Source organism: Thioalkalivibrio sp. ALJ15 (assembly GCF_000383695.1).
GTDB lineage: Bacteria > Pseudomonadota > Gammaproteobacteria > Ectothiorhodospirales > Ectothiorhodospiraceae > Thioalkalivibrio.
Genome location: NZ_KB912056.1, coordinates 589,978 through 610,928, shown reverse-complemented (window position 1 = coordinate 610,928; position 20,951 = coordinate 589,978). Strand labels below are relative to the sequence as shown.

Annotated in this window: 21 protein-coding genes and 1 tRNA gene; 13 read left to right on the top strand and 9 right to left on the bottom strand. The window is 64.6% G+C overall.

Features of this window, described 5'->3' with window-relative positions; genetic code table 11:
• Nucleotides 1-6: 6 nt before the first annotated feature.
• The gene (rdgB, locus tag G015_RS0102855; RefSeq protein ID WP_012983835.1) at nucleotides 7-618 is read right to left on the bottom strand and encodes an RdgB/HAM1 family non-canonical purine NTP pyrophosphatase; all 612 of its coding nucleotides are present in this window, start codon (nucleotides 616-618) and stop codon (nucleotides 7-9) included.
• Between the two features lie 278 nt (nucleotides 619-896).
• Nucleotides 897-1,625 carry a ribonuclease PH gene (gene rph, locus G015_RS0102850; protein ID WP_012983836.1) on the bottom strand — a complete coding sequence of 243 codons (729 nt, stop codon included), beginning with the start codon at nucleotides 1,623-1,625 and terminating at the stop codon, nucleotides 897-899.
• 165 nt (nucleotides 1,626-1,790) lie between these two features.
• On the opposite strand from rph, the gene G015_RS0102845 reads away from it, so the two are divergent.
• The 5 genes from G015_RS0102845 (at nucleotide 1,791) to G015_RS0102825 (ending at nucleotide 5,974) form a co-directional block, all read left to right on the top strand.
• Nucleotides 1,791-2,654: a YicC/YloC family endoribonuclease gene (locus tag G015_RS0102845; protein ID WP_012983837.1), complete on the top strand. Its 864-nt coding sequence runs from the start codon at nucleotides 1,791-1,793 to the stop codon at nucleotides 2,652-2,654.
• A 14-nt stretch (nucleotides 2,655-2,668) separates the two neighbouring features.
• Nucleotides 2,669-2,896, top strand: coding sequence for a DUF2835 family protein (locus tag G015_RS0102840; protein ID WP_012983838.1), 228 nt, complete (start codon nucleotides 2,669-2,671; stop codon nucleotides 2,894-2,896).
• A gap of 101 nt (nucleotides 2,897-2,997) precedes the next feature.
• Entirely contained in the window at nucleotides 2,998-3,429 is a 432-nt protein-coding gene (locus tag G015_RS0102835) for an Hsp20/alpha crystallin family protein (protein WP_012983839.1), read from the top strand.
• Nucleotides 3,430-3,669: 240 nt separating this feature from the next.
• Complete coding sequence (locus G015_RS0102830) at nucleotides 3,670-4,584, top strand: DnaJ C-terminal domain-containing protein (protein ID WP_012983840.1); 915 nt, start codon at nucleotides 3,670-3,672, stop codon at nucleotides 4,582-4,584.
• Between the two features lie 37 nt (nucleotides 4,585-4,621).
• Entirely contained in the window at nucleotides 4,622-5,974 is a 1,353-nt protein-coding gene (locus G015_RS0102825) for a Do family serine endopeptidase (RefSeq protein WP_018139469.1), read from the top strand.
• Between the two features lie 220 nt (nucleotides 5,975-6,194).
• Here the strand turns inward: G015_RS0102825 and G015_RS0102820 are convergent, their stop codons facing one another.
• Complete coding sequence (locus G015_RS0102820) at nucleotides 6,195-6,632, bottom strand: molybdenum cofactor biosynthesis protein MoaE (protein WP_012983842.1); 438 nt, start codon at nucleotides 6,630-6,632, stop codon at nucleotides 6,195-6,197.
• Nucleotide 6,633: 1 nt separating this feature from the next.
• Nucleotides 6,634-6,867 carry a molybdopterin converting factor subunit 1 gene (gene moaD, locus G015_RS0102815; RefSeq protein ID WP_018139470.1) on the bottom strand — a complete coding sequence of 78 codons (234 nt, stop codon included), beginning with the start codon at nucleotides 6,865-6,867 and terminating at the stop codon, nucleotides 6,634-6,636.
• Between the two features lie 45 nt (nucleotides 6,868-6,912).
• On the opposite strand from moaD, the gene moaC reads away from it, so the two are divergent.
• The 6 genes from moaC to def all read left to right on the top strand — a co-directional run bounded on the left by moaC (nucleotide 6,913) and on the right by def (nucleotide 11,747).
• On the top strand, nucleotides 6,913-7,404 hold the full coding sequence (gene moaC, locus G015_RS0102810; RefSeq protein ID WP_018139471.1) for a cyclic pyranopterin monophosphate synthase MoaC: 492 nt from the start codon (nucleotides 6,913-6,915) through the stop codon (nucleotides 7,402-7,404).
• Nucleotides 7,401-9,629: an AsmA family protein gene (locus G015_RS0102805; RefSeq protein ID WP_018139472.1), complete on the top strand. Its 2,229-nt coding sequence runs from the start codon at nucleotides 7,401-7,403 to the stop codon at nucleotides 9,627-9,629. Before moaC ends, G015_RS0102805 begins: the two co-directional genes overlap by 4 nt.
• 70 nt (nucleotides 9,630-9,699) lie before the next feature.
• Nucleotides 9,700-10,755 (top strand): A/G-specific adenine glycosylase, encoded by a 1,056-nt coding sequence (gene mutY / locus G015_RS0102800; RefSeq protein ID WP_012983846.1) that lies wholly within the window; start codon nucleotides 9,700-9,702, stop codon nucleotides 10,753-10,755.
• A complete protein-coding gene (locus tag G015_RS0102795; RefSeq protein WP_012983847.1) occupies nucleotides 10,739-11,014 on the top strand; it encodes an oxidative damage protection protein in 276 nt (91 codons plus the stop codon). Before mutY ends, G015_RS0102795 begins: the two co-directional genes overlap by 17 nt.
• A gap of 92 nt (nucleotides 11,015-11,106) precedes the next feature.
• Nucleotides 11,107-11,182: transfer RNA gene (locus tag G015_RS0102790), tRNA-Phe, on the top strand.
• Nucleotides 11,183-11,210: 28 nt separating this feature from the next.
• Entirely contained in the window at nucleotides 11,211-11,747 is a 537-nt protein-coding gene (gene def / locus G015_RS0102785; protein ID WP_012983848.1) for a peptide deformylase, read from the top strand.
• A 3-nt stretch (nucleotides 11,748-11,750) separates the two neighbouring features.
• Here def and G015_RS0102780 read toward each other — a convergent pair whose 3' ends face one another.
• From G015_RS0102780 to G015_RS0102765, 4 genes are all read right to left on the bottom strand, one after another.
• Nucleotides 11,751-12,170 (bottom strand): SRPBCC family protein, encoded by a 420-nt coding sequence (locus G015_RS0102780; RefSeq protein WP_012983849.1) that lies wholly within the window; start codon nucleotides 12,168-12,170, stop codon nucleotides 11,751-11,753.
• 399 nt (nucleotides 12,171-12,569) lie between these two features.
• Nucleotides 12,570-12,815: a hypothetical protein gene (locus G015_RS0102775; protein WP_012983850.1), complete on the bottom strand. Its 246-nt coding sequence runs from the start codon at nucleotides 12,813-12,815 to the stop codon at nucleotides 12,570-12,572.
• 468 nt (nucleotides 12,816-13,283) lie between these two features.
• The gene (locus tag G015_RS0102770) at nucleotides 13,284-14,135 is read right to left on the bottom strand and encodes a hypothetical protein (protein ID WP_012983851.1); all 852 of its coding nucleotides are present in this window, start codon (nucleotides 14,133-14,135) and stop codon (nucleotides 13,284-13,286) included.
• 135 nt (nucleotides 14,136-14,270) lie between these two features.
• The gene (locus G015_RS0102765; protein WP_012983852.1) at nucleotides 14,271-15,767 is read right to left on the bottom strand and encodes an RNA-directed DNA polymerase; all 1,497 of its coding nucleotides are present in this window, start codon (nucleotides 15,765-15,767) and stop codon (nucleotides 14,271-14,273) included.
• A 477-nt stretch (nucleotides 15,768-16,244) separates the two neighbouring features.
• On the opposite strand from G015_RS0102765, the gene G015_RS0102760 reads away from it, so the two are divergent.
• The gene (locus G015_RS0102760; protein WP_028490882.1) at nucleotides 16,245-16,658 is read left to right on the top strand and encodes a (deoxy)nucleoside triphosphate pyrophosphohydrolase; all 414 of its coding nucleotides are present in this window, start codon (nucleotides 16,245-16,247) and stop codon (nucleotides 16,656-16,658) included.
• Nucleotides 16,655-19,855, top strand: a complete 3,201-nt coding sequence (locus G015_RS0102755; RefSeq protein ID WP_012983854.1) for a DUF3427 domain-containing protein — start codon at nucleotides 16,655-16,657, stop codon at nucleotides 19,853-19,855. The genes G015_RS0102760 and G015_RS0102755 overlap by 4 nt, the downstream gene beginning before the upstream one ends.
• Before the next feature lie 43 nt (nucleotides 19,856-19,898).
• Here G015_RS0102755 and galE read toward each other — a convergent pair whose 3' ends face one another.
• A complete protein-coding gene (gene galE / locus G015_RS0102750) occupies nucleotides 19,899-20,951 on the bottom strand; it encodes a UDP-glucose 4-epimerase GalE (RefSeq protein WP_012983855.1) in 1,053 nt (350 codons plus the stop codon).

Below are 20,951 nucleotides of genomic sequence, written 5' to 3'. Positions count from 1 at the left end.
GCCGGCTCAGTGATCGGCACGTTCCCGCAGTTGTGCCACCAGTTTGGCCAGGGCCTGGCCGCGATGGCTCAGGCGATTCTTGGCCTCCGGACTCAGTTCGGCCGAGGTGCAGCCCTCCTCGGGCACAAAGAACAGCGGGTCGTAGCCGAAGCCGTTGGCACCGCTGGGCTGCTCGACGATACGACCCGGCCAGACCCCTTCGGCGATCAGCGGAGAAGGGTCCTCGGCATGTTCCAGAAACACGACGACTGCGCGAAACCGCGCGGCTCGCTGGGCCTCGGGGACACCCGCCAGCGCCTTCAGCAGCCTGGCGTTGTTCGCGGCATCGTCCGCCTCCGGCCCCGCATAACGCGCGGAGTAGATGCCCGGCTGGCCGCGCAGGGCATCGACCTCCAGGCCGGAATCATCGGCGATTGCGGGCAGGCCGGTATGCTGCGCGGCGTTGCGTGCCTTGAGGATCGCGTTCTCGACAAAGGTCAGCCCGGTCTCGTCGGCCTCGGGCACCGCGTGCTCCGACTGCGGCTCGATCGCCAGCCCCAGCGGCTCCAGCAGGGCCCGGATCTCACGCAGCTTGCCGGGGTTGCCGGTGGCGAGGACGACGCGACGGGACGGGTCCATGACTCAGCCCCAGGGAGACACTGACTGATGGACACGTTCGCGCTCGAGTCGATTTTGCGTGCTGACAAGGCGTGGTGAGCGACGTGTAGCCGAGCTACATAAGCGAGCCGCAACGCAGTCAGCGGGCAAAATCGGCCGAGCCCCGTCCGTCAAGAATTTGTGGGGTTGGCACCCCATGTTCCCCGATCCTGCGTTGCGCCGCTTGCCGGTAGCACCACTACCGACTGCGCGCCGCGCCTGGTCTCGGGAAACATGGGGCGCCAACGCGAACGTGTCCATCAATCAGTGTCTCCCTTGGCCAGCGCCGCCCGCTGGGCCTCGACGATCTGCTGGATGCCCTTCTCGCCCAGATCCAGCATCTGGTTCAGCTCGTCGCGGCGGAAGGCATGGCCCTCGGCCGTCCCCTGGATCTCGATCACGCCGCCGGCCTCGTTCATCACCAGGTTCAGGTCGGTCTCGGCCTGGGAGTCCTCGTCGTAATCCAGGTCGAGGACCGGCGCACCGTTGAAGATGCCCACCGAGATCGCCGCCAGGTGCCCGTGCAGCGGGTCCTTGCGGATCATGCCCTGCTCGCGCGCCTTGCGGATCGCGTCGCGCAGGGCGACATAGGCACCGCTGATCGAGGCGGTACGGGTCCCGCCGTCAGCCTGGATGACATCGCAGTCGACGATGATCTGGCGCTCGCCCAGGGCCTCCAGGTCAACCACGGCGCGCAGGGAGCGGCCGATCAGACGCTGGATCTCCATGGTGCGTCCGCCCAGCTTGCCGCGCGCGGCCTCGCGCGCCATGCGGTCGTGCGTCGAGCGTGGCAGCATGCTGTACTCCGCCGTCACCCAGCCGCGACCCTTGTTCTTCAGCCACGGCGGCACGCGCGACTCGATGGTCGCGTTGCACAGCACCCGGGTGTCGCCGAACTCCACCAGCACGGAACCCTCCGCGTGCCGGGTGAAATGGCGGGTAAAACGCACCGGGCGCATCTCGTCGGCTTGTCGGCCACTGGGTCGCATGCTTGATCCTTGCTAGATTGGAGTGGCGCGCAGTATACGGGAGACGGGAGAGGCTCTCACATGAGCGCGCCCGCGGCGGATCTGGGGCAAAGGCGGCCGAAGACGCCAGCAAATCACACGCGCACCGGGCTGTTACCACGCGCAGGGCTATCAACAGGGGACCTTATGATCGCGAGCATGACCGGCTTCGCCCGGCAGCCGATGACGCTGGACCAGGGCGTTTACGACTGGGAACTGAAGAGCGTCAACCATCGCTATCTCGAGTTGCGCATCCACCTGCCGGAGGCCCTGCGGGCGCTGGAGCCCGAGGTGCGCAATCGCCTCAAGAAACGGCTGAGTCGGGGCAAGGTCGATGTGGTGCTGCGCGATCGCGGCCAGTCGGGCGGCTCGCCCACCGCATTCGACGTGGACCGCGTGCAGTCGCTGATCGAGGCGACCGAATCCGTCGCCGACATGATGAAACACGATGCCAGCGTGTCGCCGCTGGATATCCTCGCCTGGCCCGGGGTGCTGGAGGGGGCGAAAATCGACACCGACCGCCTCGCCGGCCCCATTCTTGCCGAGCTCGACAGCGCGATCGACGCCCTGGTGGCGATGCGCGAGGCCGAGGGCCAGGAACTGGTCAACGGCCTGCGCGATCGCCTGGAGGCCCTGGCCGAGCATGTCGTGCTCATCCGCGAGCGGCGCGAGCCGATGCTGGTCGAACAGCGCGAACGCACCCTGAGCCGCATCAACGAGCTAGACCTGAGCCTGGACCCGAAGCGGCTGGAGCAGGAGGTGGCGCTACTGGCACAACGCCTGGATATCGCCGAGGAGCTGGATCGCATCGACGGCCACGTGAAGGCGGTGCGCGAGATCCTGGGCAAGGACGGCCCCAGCGGGCGGCGCCTGGATTTCCTGATGCAGGAGTTCAACCGCGAGACGAATACCCTCGCCTCCAAGTCGCATGACCTGGAGATCACCCGCGCAACCGTCGAGATGAAGGTCCTGATCGAGCAGATGCGCGAGCAGGTACAGAACCTCGAATAATCGGTGTTTCCTTAATGCATCGCTACCGCGTGCACCTGTCCATCTCGCGCCACGAGATGGAGGACTACTACACCGGGCGCGCGGCGGTCGTCTACGCCGAGTCGGAAGGCGGCATCAGCGTGCAGTTTCCCGCCCGGCTGCTGCGTCAGCACCTCGACCAGCGCGGCGTCTATGGCGTGTTCGAGTTGGTCACCGACGACCAGCATCGCCTGCTGGATTTCCGCCGCCTCACACGGCCCTGACAGCGCGCCGCAGCCCCCTTTCCCACCCCTTGAAATTTACCCGGCGGCCCCTATCTCCATGGGTGAGTCAGAGTTGACACCCGGAAGAGGAGGGTAAAGCCATGACAATGATGCGTTACGAACCGTGGAGCCTGCTGGGTCAGCTGTCGCGCGAACTCGGCCGCATGCCGGATATGCCCGGCACGGACGACTCCGCCGCGACGTCCGACTGGGCGCCTGCCGTCGATATCCGCGAGGAGACCGATGCCTACGTGCTGCACGCGGACATCCCCGGCGTGGACCCGAAGGACATTGAACTCCACATGGAGAACGGCGTGCTGACCCTGCGCGGCGAGCGCAAGCACGAAAGCGAAGAGGAAAAGAACGGCTACAAGCGGATCGAGCGGGTGCGCGGCACCTTCTTCCGCCGCTTCTCGCTGCCGGACACCGCGGATGCCGAAAACATCTCCGCGCGCTCCGAAAACGGGGTGCTGGAGGTTCGTATTCCGAAACAGGCACGCGTACAGCCACGCCGGATCGAGATCACGGGCTGATCCGGCACCAACCCTGCCGGCAGCCGTCACGGCTGCCGGAATTCGGGCGCTGCCGGCGCAAGCGGGCGGCGCCTCGTTTTTTGATGGCGGCAACAGGATCATCGCCACCCGTTTCATGAAGCCGATGCACGGGTGACAGCCGAATCCCGGCTATCATGGGAAAGATCGGGTACGGGCCGACAACCACCAAGGGATCCGGGTGTCCCCCGGGGATCGGACAGAGGCAACTCTGGGAGTGCAATGGAATACAAGGACTACTACAAGATCCTCGGCGTCAGCCGCGACGCCAGCCAGGACGCCATCAAGAAGGCGTACCGCAAGCTGGCGCGCAAGTATCACCCGGACGTCAGCAAGGCCCCGGATGCCGAGACCCGAATCAAGGAGGTCAACGAGGCCTACGAGGCCCTGGGCGACCCGGAAAAGCGCAAGGCCTACGACCAGCTCGGCTCCAACTGGCGCCAGGGGCAGGACTTTCGTCCGCCGCCTGGATGGGACGGCTGGGCCCAGCACCGTGGCGCGGGCGCCGGAGGCGGAGCCGATTTCGGCGGCTTTTCCGACTTCTTCGAGTCCATCTTCGGCGGTGCCGGGATGGGCGGCGCGGGCCGTCGCCGCGGTGCGGGCGGCTTCAACATGCGTGGTGCCGACCGCGAGGGTAAGGTCGAGATCACGCTCGATCAGGCCCTTAAGGGCACGGAGATCTCCGTCAACGATGCCGACGGGCGCGTGCAGCGCGTGCGTATCCCGGCCGGGGCCAAGGACGGCTCGCGCCTGCGCGTGCGCGGCCAGGGCGACCCGGGCGTGGGCACCGGCGGCTCTGGCGATCTGCTGCTCGAGATTCGCATCAAGCCCGACAGCCGCTACCGCGTCGAGGGCCGCAACCTCTCCCGCGACATCCCGATCACCCCCTGGGAGGCCGCACTGGGCGCCACCATCGAGGTCCCCACACCGCACGGCTGGGTCAACCTGAAGATCCCGGCGGGTTCGCAGTCCGGCAAGCAGATGCGTCTGAAGGGCAAGGGCCTGCCGGGCAAACCGCCCGGCGACCTGTACCTGAAGCTGATGATCCAGGCCCCGCCCGAGGACGAGGCCGGCGACTGGTACCGCAAGATGGCGGAACAGTCCTCGTTTGCCCCGCGCGCAGGGCTGACACCGTAGTTCACGGACACGTAGTGCACGGACACAAGGAGCGCGCATGCGTCGGCTGGTCTCTTTCCTGATTCTGCTGTCGACCCTCGCCTGGGCCGGCCCGGCCCTGGCACAACTCCCCGCCGAGGTCGACGGCCAGCCCCTGCCCTCTCTGGCCCCGATGCTGGAACGCACCATCCCCGGGGTCGTCAATATCGCCACCCGCGCCCGCGTGGTGGAATCCGTCAATCCGCTGTTCGACGACCCGTTCTTCCGCCGTTTCTTCGACCTGCCCGAGCGCCAGCGCGAACGCGAGCGTCAGGGGCTCGGCTCGGGCGTGATCGTGGATGCGGCCGAAGGCACCATCCTGACCAACAGCCATGTGATCGCGCGCGCGGACGAGATCCTGGTGACCCTGTACGACGGGCGCCAGTACGAGGCGGAGGTGGTTGGTACCGACCCGGCAACCGACGTGGCCGTGATCCGCATCGACGCAGAGAACTTGCGCGCGATCCCACTGGCGGATTCCGATGCCCTGCGCGTCGGCGACTTTGTCGTCGCGATCGGCAACCCGTTCGGCCTCGGCCAGACGGTGACCAGCGGCATCGTCTCCGCGCTGGGGCGCAGCGGACTCGGCGGCTCCGGGTTCGAGGACTTCATCCAGACCGATGCCTCCATCAACCCGGGCAACTCGGGCGGCGCGCTGGTGAACCTGCGCGGGGAACTGGTCGGCATCAACACCGCCATCCTGGCGCGCGGCGGCGGCAACATCGGCATCGGGTTCGCGATCCCGACCAACATGGCGCGCCAGATCCAGGATCTGCTGGTCGCCGAGGGCCGCGTCGAGCGCGGCGCACTGGGCGTCGGCATCCAGGACCTGACGCCGGCGCTGGCGCAGGCCTTCGATCTCGACGTTACCCAGGGCGCGGTCATTACCGACGTACAACCGGACTCCGCCGCGAGCCGTGCCGGGATCGAGGCCGGCGACGTGGTGCTGACCATCGACGGAAAAGCCGTGCGCAATGCCGCGGACCTGCGCAACCGCCTGGGTCTGCTGCGGGTGGGGAGCGAGGTGGAGATGCTGGTCCTGCGCGACGGGCGCGAGCGCACCCTGACCACGCGCCTGGAACGCCCCGAGATCCGCCAGGCCGAGGGCGCTGCGATCCATCCACGGCTGGAGGGCGTGCGCCTGGCGGAACACACACCGCCCGGTGCCAGTCGCAGCCGTGTCGTCATCATCGACGTGGAGGCGGGCACCCCGGGCGCCCGAGCGGGGATTCGCCCCGGCGACGTGCTGCTGGCGGTCAACCGCCAGCGCGTCGAGCACCTGTCCGATCTGCCGCGCCAGCTATCGCCGCACCAGGCACTGGAGCTGCAGCTTCGCCGCGGCAATCAGACGCTCTATCTGACGTTGCGCTAGAGCTGCCCTTCCGGCTTTGGCAGGGGCTTCGCCTGCAAGCAGGCTCCCACAGAGCTTCGTCCACCTCGCCGCCCCCCCCATGTCGTCATCCCGGAAACCGCGCAGCGGTTATCCGGGATCTCGGGGCTTGTCGTCAGCCTTGTGCAGGAGATCGCGGCTCTCCGCTTCGCTGCGGCCGGGATGACCGGGCCTGGCAGACTGCACCTCGAGCCGGGAAGGATCAGAAGCCGGGGGTGTTTTTCTCGACCCAGCGGTCGCTGCCGTCGGCGAGGCGTTCGCGCTTCCAGAACGGGGCCTCGTGCTTGAGGCGTTCCAGGATGTCGGAGCAGGCATCGCGCGCGGCGATCCGGTGCGCGGACCAGGTGGCCACCAGCACCAGGGCATCGCCCGGCCGCACGTCCCCTACACGATGCGCGACCAGACAGCCCAGCAGCGGCCAGCGCGACTCGGCCTCGGCGACGATGCGCTCCAGTTCGCGCTCGGTCATGCCGGGGTAATGCTCCAGGAACAGCCCGGTCACAGTGTCGTCTTCGTTGAAGTCACGCATGCGCCCGACAAACACGCTGGCCGCCCCGCGCGCCTCGGCCGGGATGTCTCGCTCTGCACGCGCCACCAGCGCCCAGGGGTCGAAGTCTTCGCTGTAGAGCTCGACGGCCACCTCAGCCCCCGGTCACCGGCGGGAAATAGGCGACCTCGTCACCATCGCGCACAACCGTATCCAGTGCAGCCTGTTCCTGGTTGACCGCCACCATCAGGCGTTCCGGCGGCGCATCGCCATGCAGGTGCCGCCAGAGATCCCCCACCGAGATCGATTCGGTGGGCAGCTCGGCCTGCTCGTCGGCGCGCCCCATTTCCTCGCGCAGGCGTGCAAAGTAGTGAACAGTTACGGTCATGCGGGCCCCTGTCATCACGGGTTCAAGTCAAGCATTATAGCGACGATGAACGATTTCACTCACTTCGATGCCGAAGGCCATGCGCACATGGTCGATGTCGGCGACAAGTCGATCACCCACCGGGTGGCGATTGCCGAAGGCCGCATCCACATGCAGCCGGAGACCCTGCAGCGTATCCGCGAAGGCCGCCATGCCAAGGGGGACGTTCTCGGGATCGCTCGTGTCGCGGGTATCATGGGAGCCAAGCGTACCGGTGACCTGATCCCGCTGTGCCACCCAATCGGTCTGACGCGGGTGGCCCTGGAACTGGATATCGAGAGTACCGCCGTCCGTGTGCAGGCGACCTGCGAGGTCCACGCCAGGACGGGCGTGGAGATGGAGGCCCTGACCGCGGTCTCCACCGCGCTGCTGACGGTGTATGACATGTGCAAGGCCGTGGACCGCGGCATGGTGATCGATGGCGTGCGCCTGCTGGAGAAGCGTGGCGGCCGCAGCGGCACCTGGCGTGCGGACACGACGCAAGGAGAACCCCGATGAAATGGATCAAGCGCCTGCTGGCCCTGATCGCGATCCTGTTGCTGCTGGCCGTGATTGTCGCCGTGTACCTGGTCGCGACCTTCGACGCCAACGACTACAAGGAGCGCATCGAGGCTGAAGTCCGCGATGCCACCGGTCGCGAACTGACCCTGGAAGGCCCGATCGGCCTGACCTTCTTCCCCAACCTCGGCCTGCGCCTGGAAGAGGTTCGCTTCGGCAATGCCGAGGGCTTTGGCGACGACCCGTTCGCCGAGCTGGATGTCGTCGATGTCTCCGTGGCGGTGATGCCGCTGCTTCGGCGCGAGCTGGACGTGCGACACATCGAGGGGGATGGCGTGCGCCTGAACCTGGCGCGCGACGAAGACGGGCGCACCAACTGGGACGACCTCACCGAACGTGCCGAGGATGCCCGCGACGAGGCCGTCACCGGCGACAACGGCGAGGAACGCACCGCCACCGAATCGCGTCTGGCCATGGAGCGCATCGGCATCGCCGGTGTAACCCTGACCAACACCCGGGTGCACTGGGACGACCGCATGACCGGACTGCAGGCCACGCTGGATCCCTTCCGCCTCGAGGTCGGCCGCTTCCGCCCCGGGGTGGAAACACCACTGGAGATGGAGGCCGTGGTCAACGCCGAGGGCGGTGACCTGGACGAGCCGGTCGAATTCGCGATGAACCTGGAGGGCCTGATGAATCTGGACCTCTTGAGCAATCGCTATTCCATCCGCCGCCTGAACGCGAACTTTGGCGTAGAAGGCGCCGGACTGCCGCGCCCGATCGGCGTCTCGCTGGAAACCGACGTCGCGCTGGAAATCGCTGACGAGACCAAGATGCGCTTTGAGCGCGTAACCGTTGGCGTGGGTGATGTGCGCCTGACGGGCTTCACCGAGCTGACCGGGCTGGGCGCCGGCGAAGAGCTGGCCGTGCGCAGCGAACTGCGCAGCAACACCTTCTCGGTCCCGGACCTGATGGAAGATATCGGTCTCGAACCGCCCAAAACCAATGACCCGGACGCCCTCAAGCGTGTAGCGCTGGACCTCTCGGCCCGCGGCAGCCTGACGTCACTGGAGCTGAGCCCGTTCCTGGTGACCATCGACGATACACGGCTGACCGGCAACGCCCGGTGGGACACCAGTGGCGAGCGTCCGCTGTTCGACTTCGACCTGAGCGGCAACGAGCTGAACCTCGATCGCTACCTGCCACCCGAAGTGGAACAGGCCCGCACCGAGGGCGGCCCCTCCAATGGCGAACGCGACGACGATGACGACATCGCCATCGAGCTTCCGGTGGAGCTGCTGCGCGGGATCGACGTACGCGGCGAGATGGCGCTGGAGCGCCTGGACGCTCTGGGTATGGTGATGCGCAACATCCAGCTGGAGATCCGCGCCAACGAAGGCGACTGGCGCATCGACCCGCTGGAAGCGCAGGCCTACGAAGGCCAGCTGACCAGCCGCGTGCGCGTCGACGTACGCGAAGACACCCCGCGCTACGAACTCGCGGCCGACCTGGCCGACCTGGACATCGGCGCCCTGCTGGAAGACATGCAGGGCGATGACGCTCGGCTCATGGGCATCGGCGATCTGGAACTCGATATCGCCACTCGCGGAAACACCGTCAACGCGCTGCGCAGCGCACTGAACGGCTCCGGCTCCATGCAGTTCTCCGACGGTGCCGTTCGTGGCATCAACGTCGCCCAGGTGATCCGCCGAGCGGAGGCGCGCCTGCGCGGTGAACGGCTGGAAGAAGACGAACCCAACCAGACCGACTTCAGCGACCTGACCGGCACCTTCGACATTCGCGATGGCGTCGTGCACAACGACGACCTGGTGGCCAACTCCCCGCTCCTGCGCGTGCGTGGCGAGGGCAGCGCCGATCTTACCGATGACACCCTCGACTACCTCGTCAACACCACCATCGTGGGCACCCTCGAGGGCCAGGGCGGACGCTCCCTGGAAGACCTGAGCGGCATCCGCCTGCCGATCCGCATCTCGGGCACCTTTGGCGACCCCAGCTTTCGCCTCGACCTGGAAGACATCCTGCGCGAGCGCTTCGAGGACGATGTCCGCGACCGCCTGGGCGAAGAAGAAGAGCGCCTGCGCGATCGCCTGATGCAGCGCCTCGACGGCGATCGCAGTGACGACGCCGAAGGCGAGACGGAAGAGTCCGGCGAACGCGATCTTCGACGCGAGCTGGAACGCGGCCTGCGCGAGCGCCTGCGGTAATCGTGCCGGCGAACTCGGCATTCAAGCGGCCGGCCTTCGAGGCCGGCCGCTTCATTTCGACACCCCCGCAATGACACCCTTTGCCGAACGGCTGCTTGCCTGGTTCGCCCGGCACGGCCGCAGCGACCTCCCCTGGCAGCACCCTCGCACGCCCTATCGCGTCTGGGTCTCCGAGATCATGCTGCAACAGACGCGCGTGGAGACGGTGACCCCGTACTTCCTGCGCTTCATGGAACACTTCCCCGACGTCGAATCCCTCGCGGCCGCCGACCAGGACACGGTCCTGCATCTGTGGTCCGGCCTCGGCTACTACGCCCGCGCCCGCAACCTGCATCGCGCCGCACAACACATCGTGAGCGAGCATGGCGGAGACTTTCCGGATACGCGCGAGGCCCTGGAACAGCTCCCCGGCATCGGCCGCTCCACGGCGGCCGCGATCATCGCCCAGGCCCACGACCGGCCGGAGCCCATCCTGGACGGCAACGCCAAGCGCGTCCTCGCCCGCCACGCGGCCGTCGAAGGCTGGCCCGGCAGCCCGAGCGTCCAGCGCGAACTGTGGGCCGAGGCGGAGGCACGCACCCCGACCACCCGCTGCGCCGACTACACCCAGGCCATCATGGACCTGGGCGCCCTCCTGTGTACGCGCACGCGCCCGGACTGCCCCCAGTGCCCCGTAGCCGGCGACTGCCAGGCCCTGGCGCAAGACCGGACCGGAGAGCTGCCCGCGCCGCGCCCACGCAAGGACCTGCCCACGCGCATCCGCCACGCCGCCCACCTGCAAACCGTCCAGGGCAGCCTGCTGGTACAACGCGCGGCACAGGGCATCTGGGGCGGGCTGTACAGCCTCCCCGAGGCCGCCGCGGCGCCCGAACTCGACGAGTGGGTGCGCAGCCAGTGGCCGCAGGCCGAGGCACAAGACACCAACGGGTTGCGCCACACCTTCAGTCACTACCACCTCGATCTGCGCATCCACTGCTACCGGCTCCCGCCGAACGCGTGTGGGATCATGGAAGGCGACAGGGCGATTTGGTATAAACCCGGCACATCACGGGCGGTCGGCATCCCGGCTCCCATCCAGCGTTATCTGCACGAACACAAGGATTCCGGCAATGGCACGAACCGTTAACTGCGTGAAACTCGGTAAAGAGGCCGACGGGCTCGATTTTCCGCCCTACCCCGGCGAGATGGGCAAGAAGATCTACCTGAACGTGTCCAAGGAGGCCTGGCAGGCCTGGCTCGGCCACCAGACCATGCTGATCAACGAATACCGCCTGACCCCGGTCGACCCCAAGGCGCGCAAGTTCCTGGAAGAGGAAATGGAAAAGTTCCTGTTCGGCGATGGTTCGGAAAAGCCGGAAGGCTTCGTCGACCCGAACCAGTCCTGATTCCCGGCGGTTCGGCGGCGATTGCTTGACGTAGCCGCCACGGACCGCTTTAATACCGCCCTTCGCCCGAAGGGCGAATCCCTCCGAGAAATGGCCGGGTAGCTCAGTCGGTAGAGCAGGGGATTGAAAATCCCCGTGTCGGCGGTTCGATTCCGTCCCCGGCCACCATTATCTCTCCTGTGGCACCATCCTTCCCATGAGCGTTCGCCGTATTCTGCGCATGGGACACCCTGATCTGCGTCGCGTCTGCGACCCGGTACCCGAATCCGATTTTGACAGCCCCGGGCTGCACGCCCTGGTGGACGACCTCGTCGACACCATGCACGCCAGCGAAGGCCTCGGCCTGGCTGCTGCCCAGATTGGCGTTCCGCATCGCGTCGCCGTGATCGAGATCCAGCCGGGCAATACCCGCTACCCCGGTGCCGTACCGACCGGCCGCCTGGCCCTCGTGAACCCCGTCGTCACCGTGCTGGACCCAACCCCGCAACGCTACTGGGAAGGCTGCCTGTCCGTACCCGGGCTGCGCGGGGAGGTCGCCCGGCCGCGCCACATCGCCGTGGATTACCACGAGCCCGACGGCACGCCCCGCCACCTGGAACCCGAGGGCTTCCTCGCCACCGTGTTCCAGCACGAGATCGACCACCTCGACGGTACCCTGTTCATCGATCGCGTCACCGACACCACCCGCCTCGCCTTCCTCGACGAATACCGCGAGTTTCACGCGCAGGCGTAGGCATCACGCCCCGTGTAGGCGCGGCCAGGCGTTGCGCACCACCTCTGCCCCCAGCGCATCCAGCAGCGGGTGGGCAGCCAGGCCGAGCAGGCCATCGGTCAGGGGATTCTCGTCGCCGCAGCGCACGGCCAGTTCCAGATGCGTGCCGCGCGCGCTCGGCGTCAGTCGGTAGCAGCCCTCGCAGGACAACCCGGCCAGCGCGCGCCAGCCGAGCAGACGCGGCGGAACCGCGACCAGCTCCTCCACATCGAAGACCAGCGGCACCCCGGCCACCCGCACACGCCAGCGGTAGCGCTCGGGCCCGACGCGGGTGATGGACTCGATGGCCTCGCTGTAGGCGGCGAACGCCTCCACCCGGGCCATCAGATCGAACACCGCCTCCGGAGCGGCGTCGATCTCCATCTCGTGGTGGATCACCGACATCGCCCACCGCTCCAGGTTGCACGGTCACCGCCGGACGGACCGGCGGCCCAGCCCCGATCAGTCGTGCACGACGATGCGGGAGCCCGCGGCGTCGATATCCACGCGCGAGCTGGAGTAGGCGCAGGCCTTCCCGATGTCCTATAGGGAAACACTGACCCATGTACACGCTCGCGCTCGAGTCGCTTTTGCGTGCGAACAAGGCGCGGTGACTGCCGTGCAGTCATTCTGCACAAGGGAGCCGCAACGCCGTGCGCACACAAAAGCGGCCGAGCCCCTTCGGGGTTGGCACCCCAGGTTCCCCGATCCTGCGTTGCACCGCTTGCGGGTAGAACCACTACCCGCTGCACGCCGCGCCTTGCCTCGGAAAACCTGGGGTACCAACGCGAGTGGGTACATGGGTCAGTGTTTCCCTCCGGGCATCTCATTGAGCTCTGCCAGACGATGCAGCAGGCTGCCACCTTCGCAGTCGCGCGGCATGCCGTCCTCGTCCAGCGTGCAGCCGAACTCGCCCTCGTTCACTGACCAGTCCATGTCGGCCGGCATCTTCAGCACCACCGGCTCCTCGTGCATCACCTGGAACTTCGCCCGCATGGCGTTCTTGCCGTCCTGCCAGTCGAGCACCGGCATGTTTTCTACGCTGCGCATAGTGAGCCTCCTTCGCAATTCGGCGAGGTTGCAACGCATTTCCACGGGCCGTTTACTGCCCCGTCCTTTGGACGCTAGACCCCGTCCTTGCAGCGGTCAAAGGTTACCCCGGTGGCGTTGGGGAAGGGGCTGTGCGGCCGCTCATCAACGCCATGGTGGAATACTTCAGGCACGCCTATCGCGGGGCAAAAGGCAAGGTCTGACCCCGAAGTTCCGCGCGTGCTGCTCGCGCGGTTCCCGAGGCGGTCAAAGGTGACCCCGGAAGCGATGGGGAAGGCGCCATGCCGTACTCCATCAACGGCATGGGGGAATGCTTCAGGCACGCCCATCGCAGGGCAAAAGGCAAGGTCTGACCCCCGTGGTCCCAGGGGCCACGGGACTCCTCGTGTATTCGGCATGCTGTCGCTCTAACGCCAAGCTCAGCCGAGGAAGGCCGCATCGCGGCCTGACGTCGGCTGGAGCGACGTGTTATGCGCTCACATCCATAATCAAAAGCGCACCGATGGAGCTCTCTTTTAGTGGGTCATGCTCATACTCGACCATGCAATGGACTTCCACGTCTGTTTCAGTCATCGACAGGATATACTCCTCGACTTCTTGTCGCCCTACGACCCTGAACTTGTATTTTCCGGCAGCAATATTCTGACCAGAAGACACTGACAGCCGCCCTTCTTTTTCGTATTTATTGAAATCGAATATGTCGCAATGAAGCGTTTTAGGTTCTTTGTCTATGGTAATCGGCGGATAATACAACCCCTTTTCTTCAAGCGGTATTCTTATAGCTGGCTCTTTTTCGTGCTTTGCGCCGAGCTCGATTCCAGACACATTATCTTCCTCCAATGCGTCATCAAAACTCCGAAGACCAACGATAATTTGTGCACCCATGAGCTGCACAGGGCCATGGTAGACATTTGTTTTATTACCATCTCCCTTGTGAACCACGGTTGTATTATCATCTCTCTGCTCAATGTGTATGGCCTCGCCGGAATGCGCAGACTTGTATATATCGTAGAGAAACCTCACCGTCTCTCTCGTATACTCCCACATTGCCTCGGGCGAATTCGAATGGACAAGTGGGAGTATCTGCTGGATACCCGAGAAAATCGCGCCTAGCGTTACGAACAGGCATTTGTTTTGGACTTCGTAGGCGACAAGCTTGTATTGCTCGCGATCTTTCTTAGACAGCCGCCCTTTCCCGGTGACGCCTCTGTAGACGCCATCCAGCACCTGCTGAGTCCCCGACAGCCCCGCGATCATTTTATCGAGCCTATATCCTTGATCGAAGGCGTTGCCTGTCATTTTCAGATAAAGGTTATCCACATCCCTACTCTCTGGTTACTCGCATAACGCCAGAGTTGAGCGGCGTTTGAGGCGGCGCCTGCTTTTGCGGCAGAAAAAGTACGTGGCGGGCCAAACGTCTGCTGCAACGATTTGTTCGGCGTCATTTGCACCGCACTAGTATGCCCATGCATTTTCTTTGAATAATTCGACTTCTTCAGGTTGAACCACTTCCTCTTCATCCGACAAGGCCGCGACAACAATATTCGAAACGTCCAAAGCCTGTTTGAGTGCGTCATTGGCGATCCACTCGTTTTCCCAGAGCTGTGGTGATTCGCCGTTTACGATCTTGCAGATCGGTTCTGAGCTTTCAAACTCAAGGCCTACCGCTTGCGGCTGAGTGACACGTTGCAGCCAGATTTCAAGATAGCCGTTGTACGGTATGCGCGCCATCTTCATCCTCACCTTCTCCCAAAGAGCTACCTTCTGGTTCTTTGGGGCGAGCGAAATTAGGTGACTGAGGATGCCAGCGACTGCTGGAAAGGTAGCGGGTGAAACAAAGGCGATATCGGTCGCGATAGCGACCTGAACCTCAAGATCCTCGGGGGCTTCCGACTGATCTGCCACACTAGAGTGAAAGTCACTGATCAATCGTCGAAGGGCACCACTGTTTGGGAATTTCTGGCCGAACGAATGAAGGCGAAGCAATTGCTTCTGGATCGTCTTAGCATTGGCCTCACCTAGATCCTGCAGTTCAATTCCCGCCAGTTTTTCCGGTTTTATGGAACCTGCAACCACATTCCTAAAAGCGATCGTCTTCGCGACACCGAGCTTCATTCCGACTTGCCTGAGATGATCGCTAACAACCTTCAGGACCTCCTCTGCGCGATCATCGCTATTTGCGAAGATACGAAAATCATCCCGATACCGCAGTATCCGAATGTCGTTGCAATCGCTAAGAGCGTCATTAATTTGTTCATCAACGTATCCAAGGACAAGCTCAGCGATGAAATCCATCAGCACCGAACCTTGAGAAATTCCGTTCGTTTGACCGTATCGACTTGCCTGTATGTGTGCATCGATCTTGTTGCCAAGAAGCGAGTTCTTGCCCTTGTTCTTCTTCGCTGATTCAAGACCGTGAATTGCCCAGGCGATGCTGTGCGTATAAAGCGACCCGTAGCAATCCGTTACGTCCGTGTGCAGCAGGTGACTGAACTCGAGGGAATAGGTCAAGGAACGCTGCTCGACACTTTGCCACCAACTACGAACTTGCGTGGCTACATCGGTCTGGTGATCGACAGACATGACCGGGGCGCTACAACAGTCGACAACGCCATTTTCGAACTCCCCGAATCGTTTCTGTATAAGTGCCCAGTTGTCGTTCTCACAGATCACATTGACCAGGGACACGTAGATCGCTGGGTGCATGAGCTCGTACGGGCGCCAAGCGAACCGGCCATCCTTGTTGGCGATGAAGTTGTAGTTGACGTTTGGCAATAGCCCCGGCTTCGATGCCTGGAACTGGGAGTACAGTCCCCCGTTCAGCACAGCTGCGACGTCGTTGAGAATCGGCTCAAAACTGATATATCGGGGCATATCGCCGTTGAAGTAACTGCTCCCCTTCATAAAGTGAGCACGTGCTTCCTCGGCAGTGAGATCAATTAATCGTTTCATTTCAACGAAAACGTCCAGATGACGGCGAACAGTAGATTAGACAGAATCTGCCAGATTGGTGATATACAGATTCTGCATATCATCCCGGCGTTCTCCTATCGGTGGCACACCACCACAGGTAAACCACGCTTTTATCATGGTAGTGTGCGTCGCGTCGAGTGGCAGGGCGTCCCACCCACTGTAATGAACAATCGTTGGCGCTTGATCAAAGGCTTAGATCGGCCGGCCGATCCAACTTAGGCGGGATGCAGGGGCCGACGTTGAAGGCTTGGGGGTGAACGGATTCGGGACGAGTCGTGGAGAGCGGCGCCTCGGGTATGACAGAACGTGGTGTTATACAGAATCGGTATATCACCGTTATGGCCGAGTGGCGTGACGGGAGGAACGACGACGCGTGGCTCGAAAATCAGGCTTCCGACGGGAGCTGTCGCGGCGTTCCCTGGTACGCTCCGGCCAGAGGTTAACGGAGAGCCGGTGTTGGAAACTCTCACGGAAGCGAGTCAGGCGGTGGTGGTCTGCGGCATTCTGGAGGACGCACAGGGGCGGGTCTTTCTGGCGCGTCGCGGGGCCGATCAGGCTTTGGCGGGGTATTGGGAATTCCCCGGGGGCAAGGCTGAGGCGGGCGAGAGCCTGGAGGCCGCGTTGTGCCGGGAATTCCGCGAGGAGCTGTCGATGGGGCTCCGGGTGGGGGAAGAGATCGGGCGTACGCCGATTCCGGGTAATGGGGGCCTTGAGCTGGTGGCGCTGCGAGCCTGGACGGAAGACGAGAATCCGGTGCTGTCCGTGCACGATCGGTGGTGCTGGGTGTCGCCATCGGAAGCTCAAGGGCTCGAGCTTGCGCCTGCGGACATACCATTGCTCGAAGCCTTTATCGCTGCACGTTCCGAATGAGCCGAGATAGCGCTGCCAAATCCCTGTCCAGTGGCCAATGGGTCGGCCTGCATGAACGGTTGGATACGCCGCGGGTACGACAGGCGCTCGAGGCCCTGGGGTTGGAGGATCACGCCCGCTGGAGCCAGGGTCTAGAGGGCGATGATCTGGCGATGGCCCTGGTCGCCGAGCTGGCGCAGCGGCTTGCGGAGCGCGCAGGTGAGTTGCGCGAAAAGGGACACGAGGACTGGACGCGAGCCGTGCAGGGGCTGGCGGATGCGTTGGCGGCGGCGGGGCATCCGCTTTCGGGGATCGAGGAGGACCTTCCGCAGCCGCCGTTTCGGCAGTTGCTGGAGGTGCGTTCCCCGTCGGCTGATCAGGTTGGGCAGCAGGAGACGCCACGGCCGGATGTTCCCTTGGCTCTGTCCAGCCTGCTGACTGGGTCCGATCGCACACCGAGTCTGGTCACGCAGATCGAGAAGGAGCTGGCCAGTGCGGAGCGGGCCGATTGGTTGGTGTCCTTCATCAAGTGGAGTGGGATTCGCACCCTGCGCGAGACGCTGAAGCGCTTTACCGAGACCCCGACGGCCGATGGCTCGCCCAGGCTGCGGATCGCGACGACCTCGTACCTCGGGGCTACGGATCTCAAGGCGATCGAGTTTCTGCTGGGCCTGCCGAACACGGAGGTTCGGGTTTCGTACGACACCCACCGCACGCGTCTGCATGCCAAGGCTTACCTGTTCCATCGCAGCACCGGCTTCGGCAGCGCCTACATCGGGTCGGCGAATGTCTCGCGGGTGGCGATGGATGAGGGCCTGGAGTGGACGGCCAAGGTCAGCGAGTACGAGCTGCCGCATATGTGGCGCCAGATCCAGACCTCGTTCGAGGCGCATTGGGCAGACCCGGCGGAGTTCGAACCGCTCACCACGGACGACCTACCCCGTCTGCAACAGGCACTGGAATCGGAATTCAGCTCGGGGCCTGGGGCGCAGAAAGAAGCCACCACGTTCTTCGACCTGCGGCCGTATGCCTTTCAGCAGGAGATCCTGGAGGACATCCGGCGCGAGCGCCGTTCGGGCATCGACCGTCATCTGGTGATCGCGGCCACCGGGACCGGCAAAACCATGATCGCCGCGTTCGACTATCGCCGGTTTGCGCGCGAGCAGGCGGACAAGGGGCGCCCGTCGCTGCTGTTCATCGCGCACCGCGAGGAGATCCTGCGTCAGGCGATGGCCAGCTTTCGGCAAGTGCTGCAGGACCACGAGTTTGGCGACGTGCTGGTGGGCGGGGCGCGTCCGAGTCAGGACCGCCACCTGTTCTGTACGGTGGCGAGTTGGAATGCACGGGACCTCGATCGCCTAGACCCGGAGCATTTCGATTACGTGGTGCTGGATGAGGCGCACCACAGTAGCGCCGGCAGCTACCAGCGCATCCTCGAGCATGTGCGGCCCAAGTGCCTGCTGGGTCTGACGGCGACGCCGGAGCGCACGGATGCCGACGACATCCGCCAGCACTTCGGCCAGCGTTACACGCATGAGATCCGCCTGCCGGATGCGATCGAGCGCCGCCTGCTGGTGCCGTTCCACTACTTCGGTGTAGCCGACCATGAGTCCGTGGATCTGAGCCGAGTGAGTTGGCGGCGCGGGGGCTATGACGCCGAAGAATTGGAAGGGGTGTTCACCGGCAACCGGGCGCGCGCCGATTGGGTCTTGCAGCAGGCCCATGAACACGCCACGGATCTCGGCTCGGTCAGGGGCTTGGGTTTCTGCATCAGTCGCGCCCATGCCCGGTTCATGGCGGAGTATTTTTCGGCCAAGCAGGTGCCCAGCGCGGTGCTGACGGGCGACAGCTCAGATCACGAGCGGAAGTCGATACAGCGTGACCTGCGCGAGGGGCGCATCCGCTTCATCTTTACGGTGGATCTCTACAACGAAGGCGTGGACCTGCCGGAGGTGGACACCGTTTTGCTGCTGCGCCCGACCGAGAGCCTGACGGTCTACCTGCAGCAGATGGGCCGCGGCCTGCGCTTGCACGAGGGCAAGCCGCATCTGACCGTGCTGGATTTCGTCGCGCCGCAGCACCGGCGCTTTCGCTACGCCGCTCGGTTCCGGGCGCTCAGCGCGCGGCCGGAGAAGCGGGTGGATCACCAGATTCAGGAAGGCTTCCCCTGGTTACCCAGCGGCTGCCTGATCCACCTCGACCGCCTGGCCACCCAGCACGTGCTCGACAACATCCGTGCGCAGATCAACCGCCAGCGACCGCAGATCGTGCGCGAGCTGAAGGACTGTTTCCGGGAGGACATCGACTCCGCCAGCCTGCCCAAGATGCTCGACTGCCTGCATATGGATGAAGCGGAAGACCTGCTGCGCAAGGACCTGCCCTCCCGGCTGCGCGCGGACTGCGGAGGCGAGTCGACCGAAGCGCTGGGACCCTATGTCAGCGGCCTCAAACGTGGGCTGCAGCGCTTAGCGCGGTGTGACGATCACCAGTTGCTGGAAACCCTGCAGACCCATCTGGCGCAGCCGGCCGCGAACGTGGAGCAGCTTGCCGAAGAAGATCGGCTCCGGCTGGCCCTTGTCCACAGCACGCTATGGGGCAAGACGCGGCCGGGGGACGGGGACCTATCCGCCGTGGACGCCTTCGTCCGCGAACAGCGCCCCCTGTACCGGGATCTCCAGGAAGTCGCCGCCTGGCGACACGAGCGTATCGTCCCCGCCAGCGGCATCACCTTCCCGGAGCAGACGGGGCCACTGGAACTGCACGCGTCCTACACCCGCGAGCAGATCCTGCTGGCGCTGGGGCTCGGTAGCCTGGAGAAGCCGATCACCCAGCAGGAGGGTGTGCGGCACGTACCGGAGCGGCGGGTGGATGCGTTGTTTGTGACCCTGGAGAAATCCGAGCAGGAGTTCTCGCCCACCACCATGTACGAGGACTACGCCCTCAACGAGCGGCGGTTCCACTGGCAGTCACAGTCCGGCACCTCACCCACCTCGGAGACCGGGCAGCGTTACATCCACCACGAAGAGCTCGGCTACACGCCCATGCTGTTCATTCGGCGGGCTAAGCGTGATGCGACGGGCCTCAGTGAGCCATTCACCTTCTGCGGCCCGGTGCGTTACCAGCACCACGAGGGCAGCAAGCCGATGAGCATCATCTGGGAGCTGGAGTACGAGATGCCCGCGCGGCTCCTGCACCTCGCCCGCCGCACGGTCCTGTAACGGGAGAGGCTGCCCGCTTGCGGACGACCGCCTCGACGGAGGATCAGGGGGCGCCGTAGGCGTGGGCGGTGGTTTCCGGCATGGGCAGGGGGTGGAGCCGGACGGCCAGGTGGGGTGCGGCGGCGGTGGTCATGCGGCGTTCCCAGGTGAGGGCGTGACGGACGATGAGGTCCAGGTCGTCGTACTCGGGGGACCAGGCCAGCAGGTCGCGGATTCGGGATGCGTCTGCGGTCAGGGCGGGCGGATCGCCGGCGCGGCGGGGGCCATGGATGACGGGGAATCGGTAACCGCTGATGCGCTGCACGGACTCGAGGACCTGCAACACGCTGTAGCCATGGCCATACCCGCAGTTGAGGGCCTGCGAGGAGCCGCCCGCGACCAGGTAGTCCATCGCGCGAAGGTGGGCCGCGGCGAGATCCTCGACATGGATGTAGTCGCGGACGCAGGTGCCATCGGCGGTTGGGTAATCGGTGCCGAAGACGGTGATGCTTTCGCGCTCGCCCAGGGCGGCCTGGCAGGCCACCTTGATCAGGTGGGTCGCGTTGGGAGTGGCCTGGCCCAGCGTCCCGTCGGGGGCCGCGCCGGCCACGTTGAAATAGCGCAGACAGACGTAACGCAGATCACTCGCCTGACCGAAGTCGGCGATCATCCGCTCGGACATGACCTTGGACGCGCCGTAGGGGTTGATGGGCAGGAGCGGGCTGGTTTCGTCGACGGGGTTATTTTCCGGGATGCCGTATACCGCGGCGGTCGAGGAAAAGACGAGGAAACGCACGCCCGTCGCCTGGCACCCCTCCAGGAGGTTCAGGGTGTTGCGGGTGTTGCTGCCGTAGTACCCCAGCGGATCGGCCAGCGACTCCGGAACGACGATCCTGGCGGCGAAGTGCAGGACGCCATCAAAAGCGTAGTCCGCAAGAACACCGTGCAGGCGCTGGCGGTCTGCCATGTCGCCGACGATCAGCGCGGCATGACCAATGGCCCAGCGATGCCCTGTGCTGAGATTGTCGTACACGACGACATCGTGACCATCGGCCAGCAACTGGCGCACGACATGTGAACCAATGTAGCCCGCCCCACCCGTTACCAGGATTTTCAT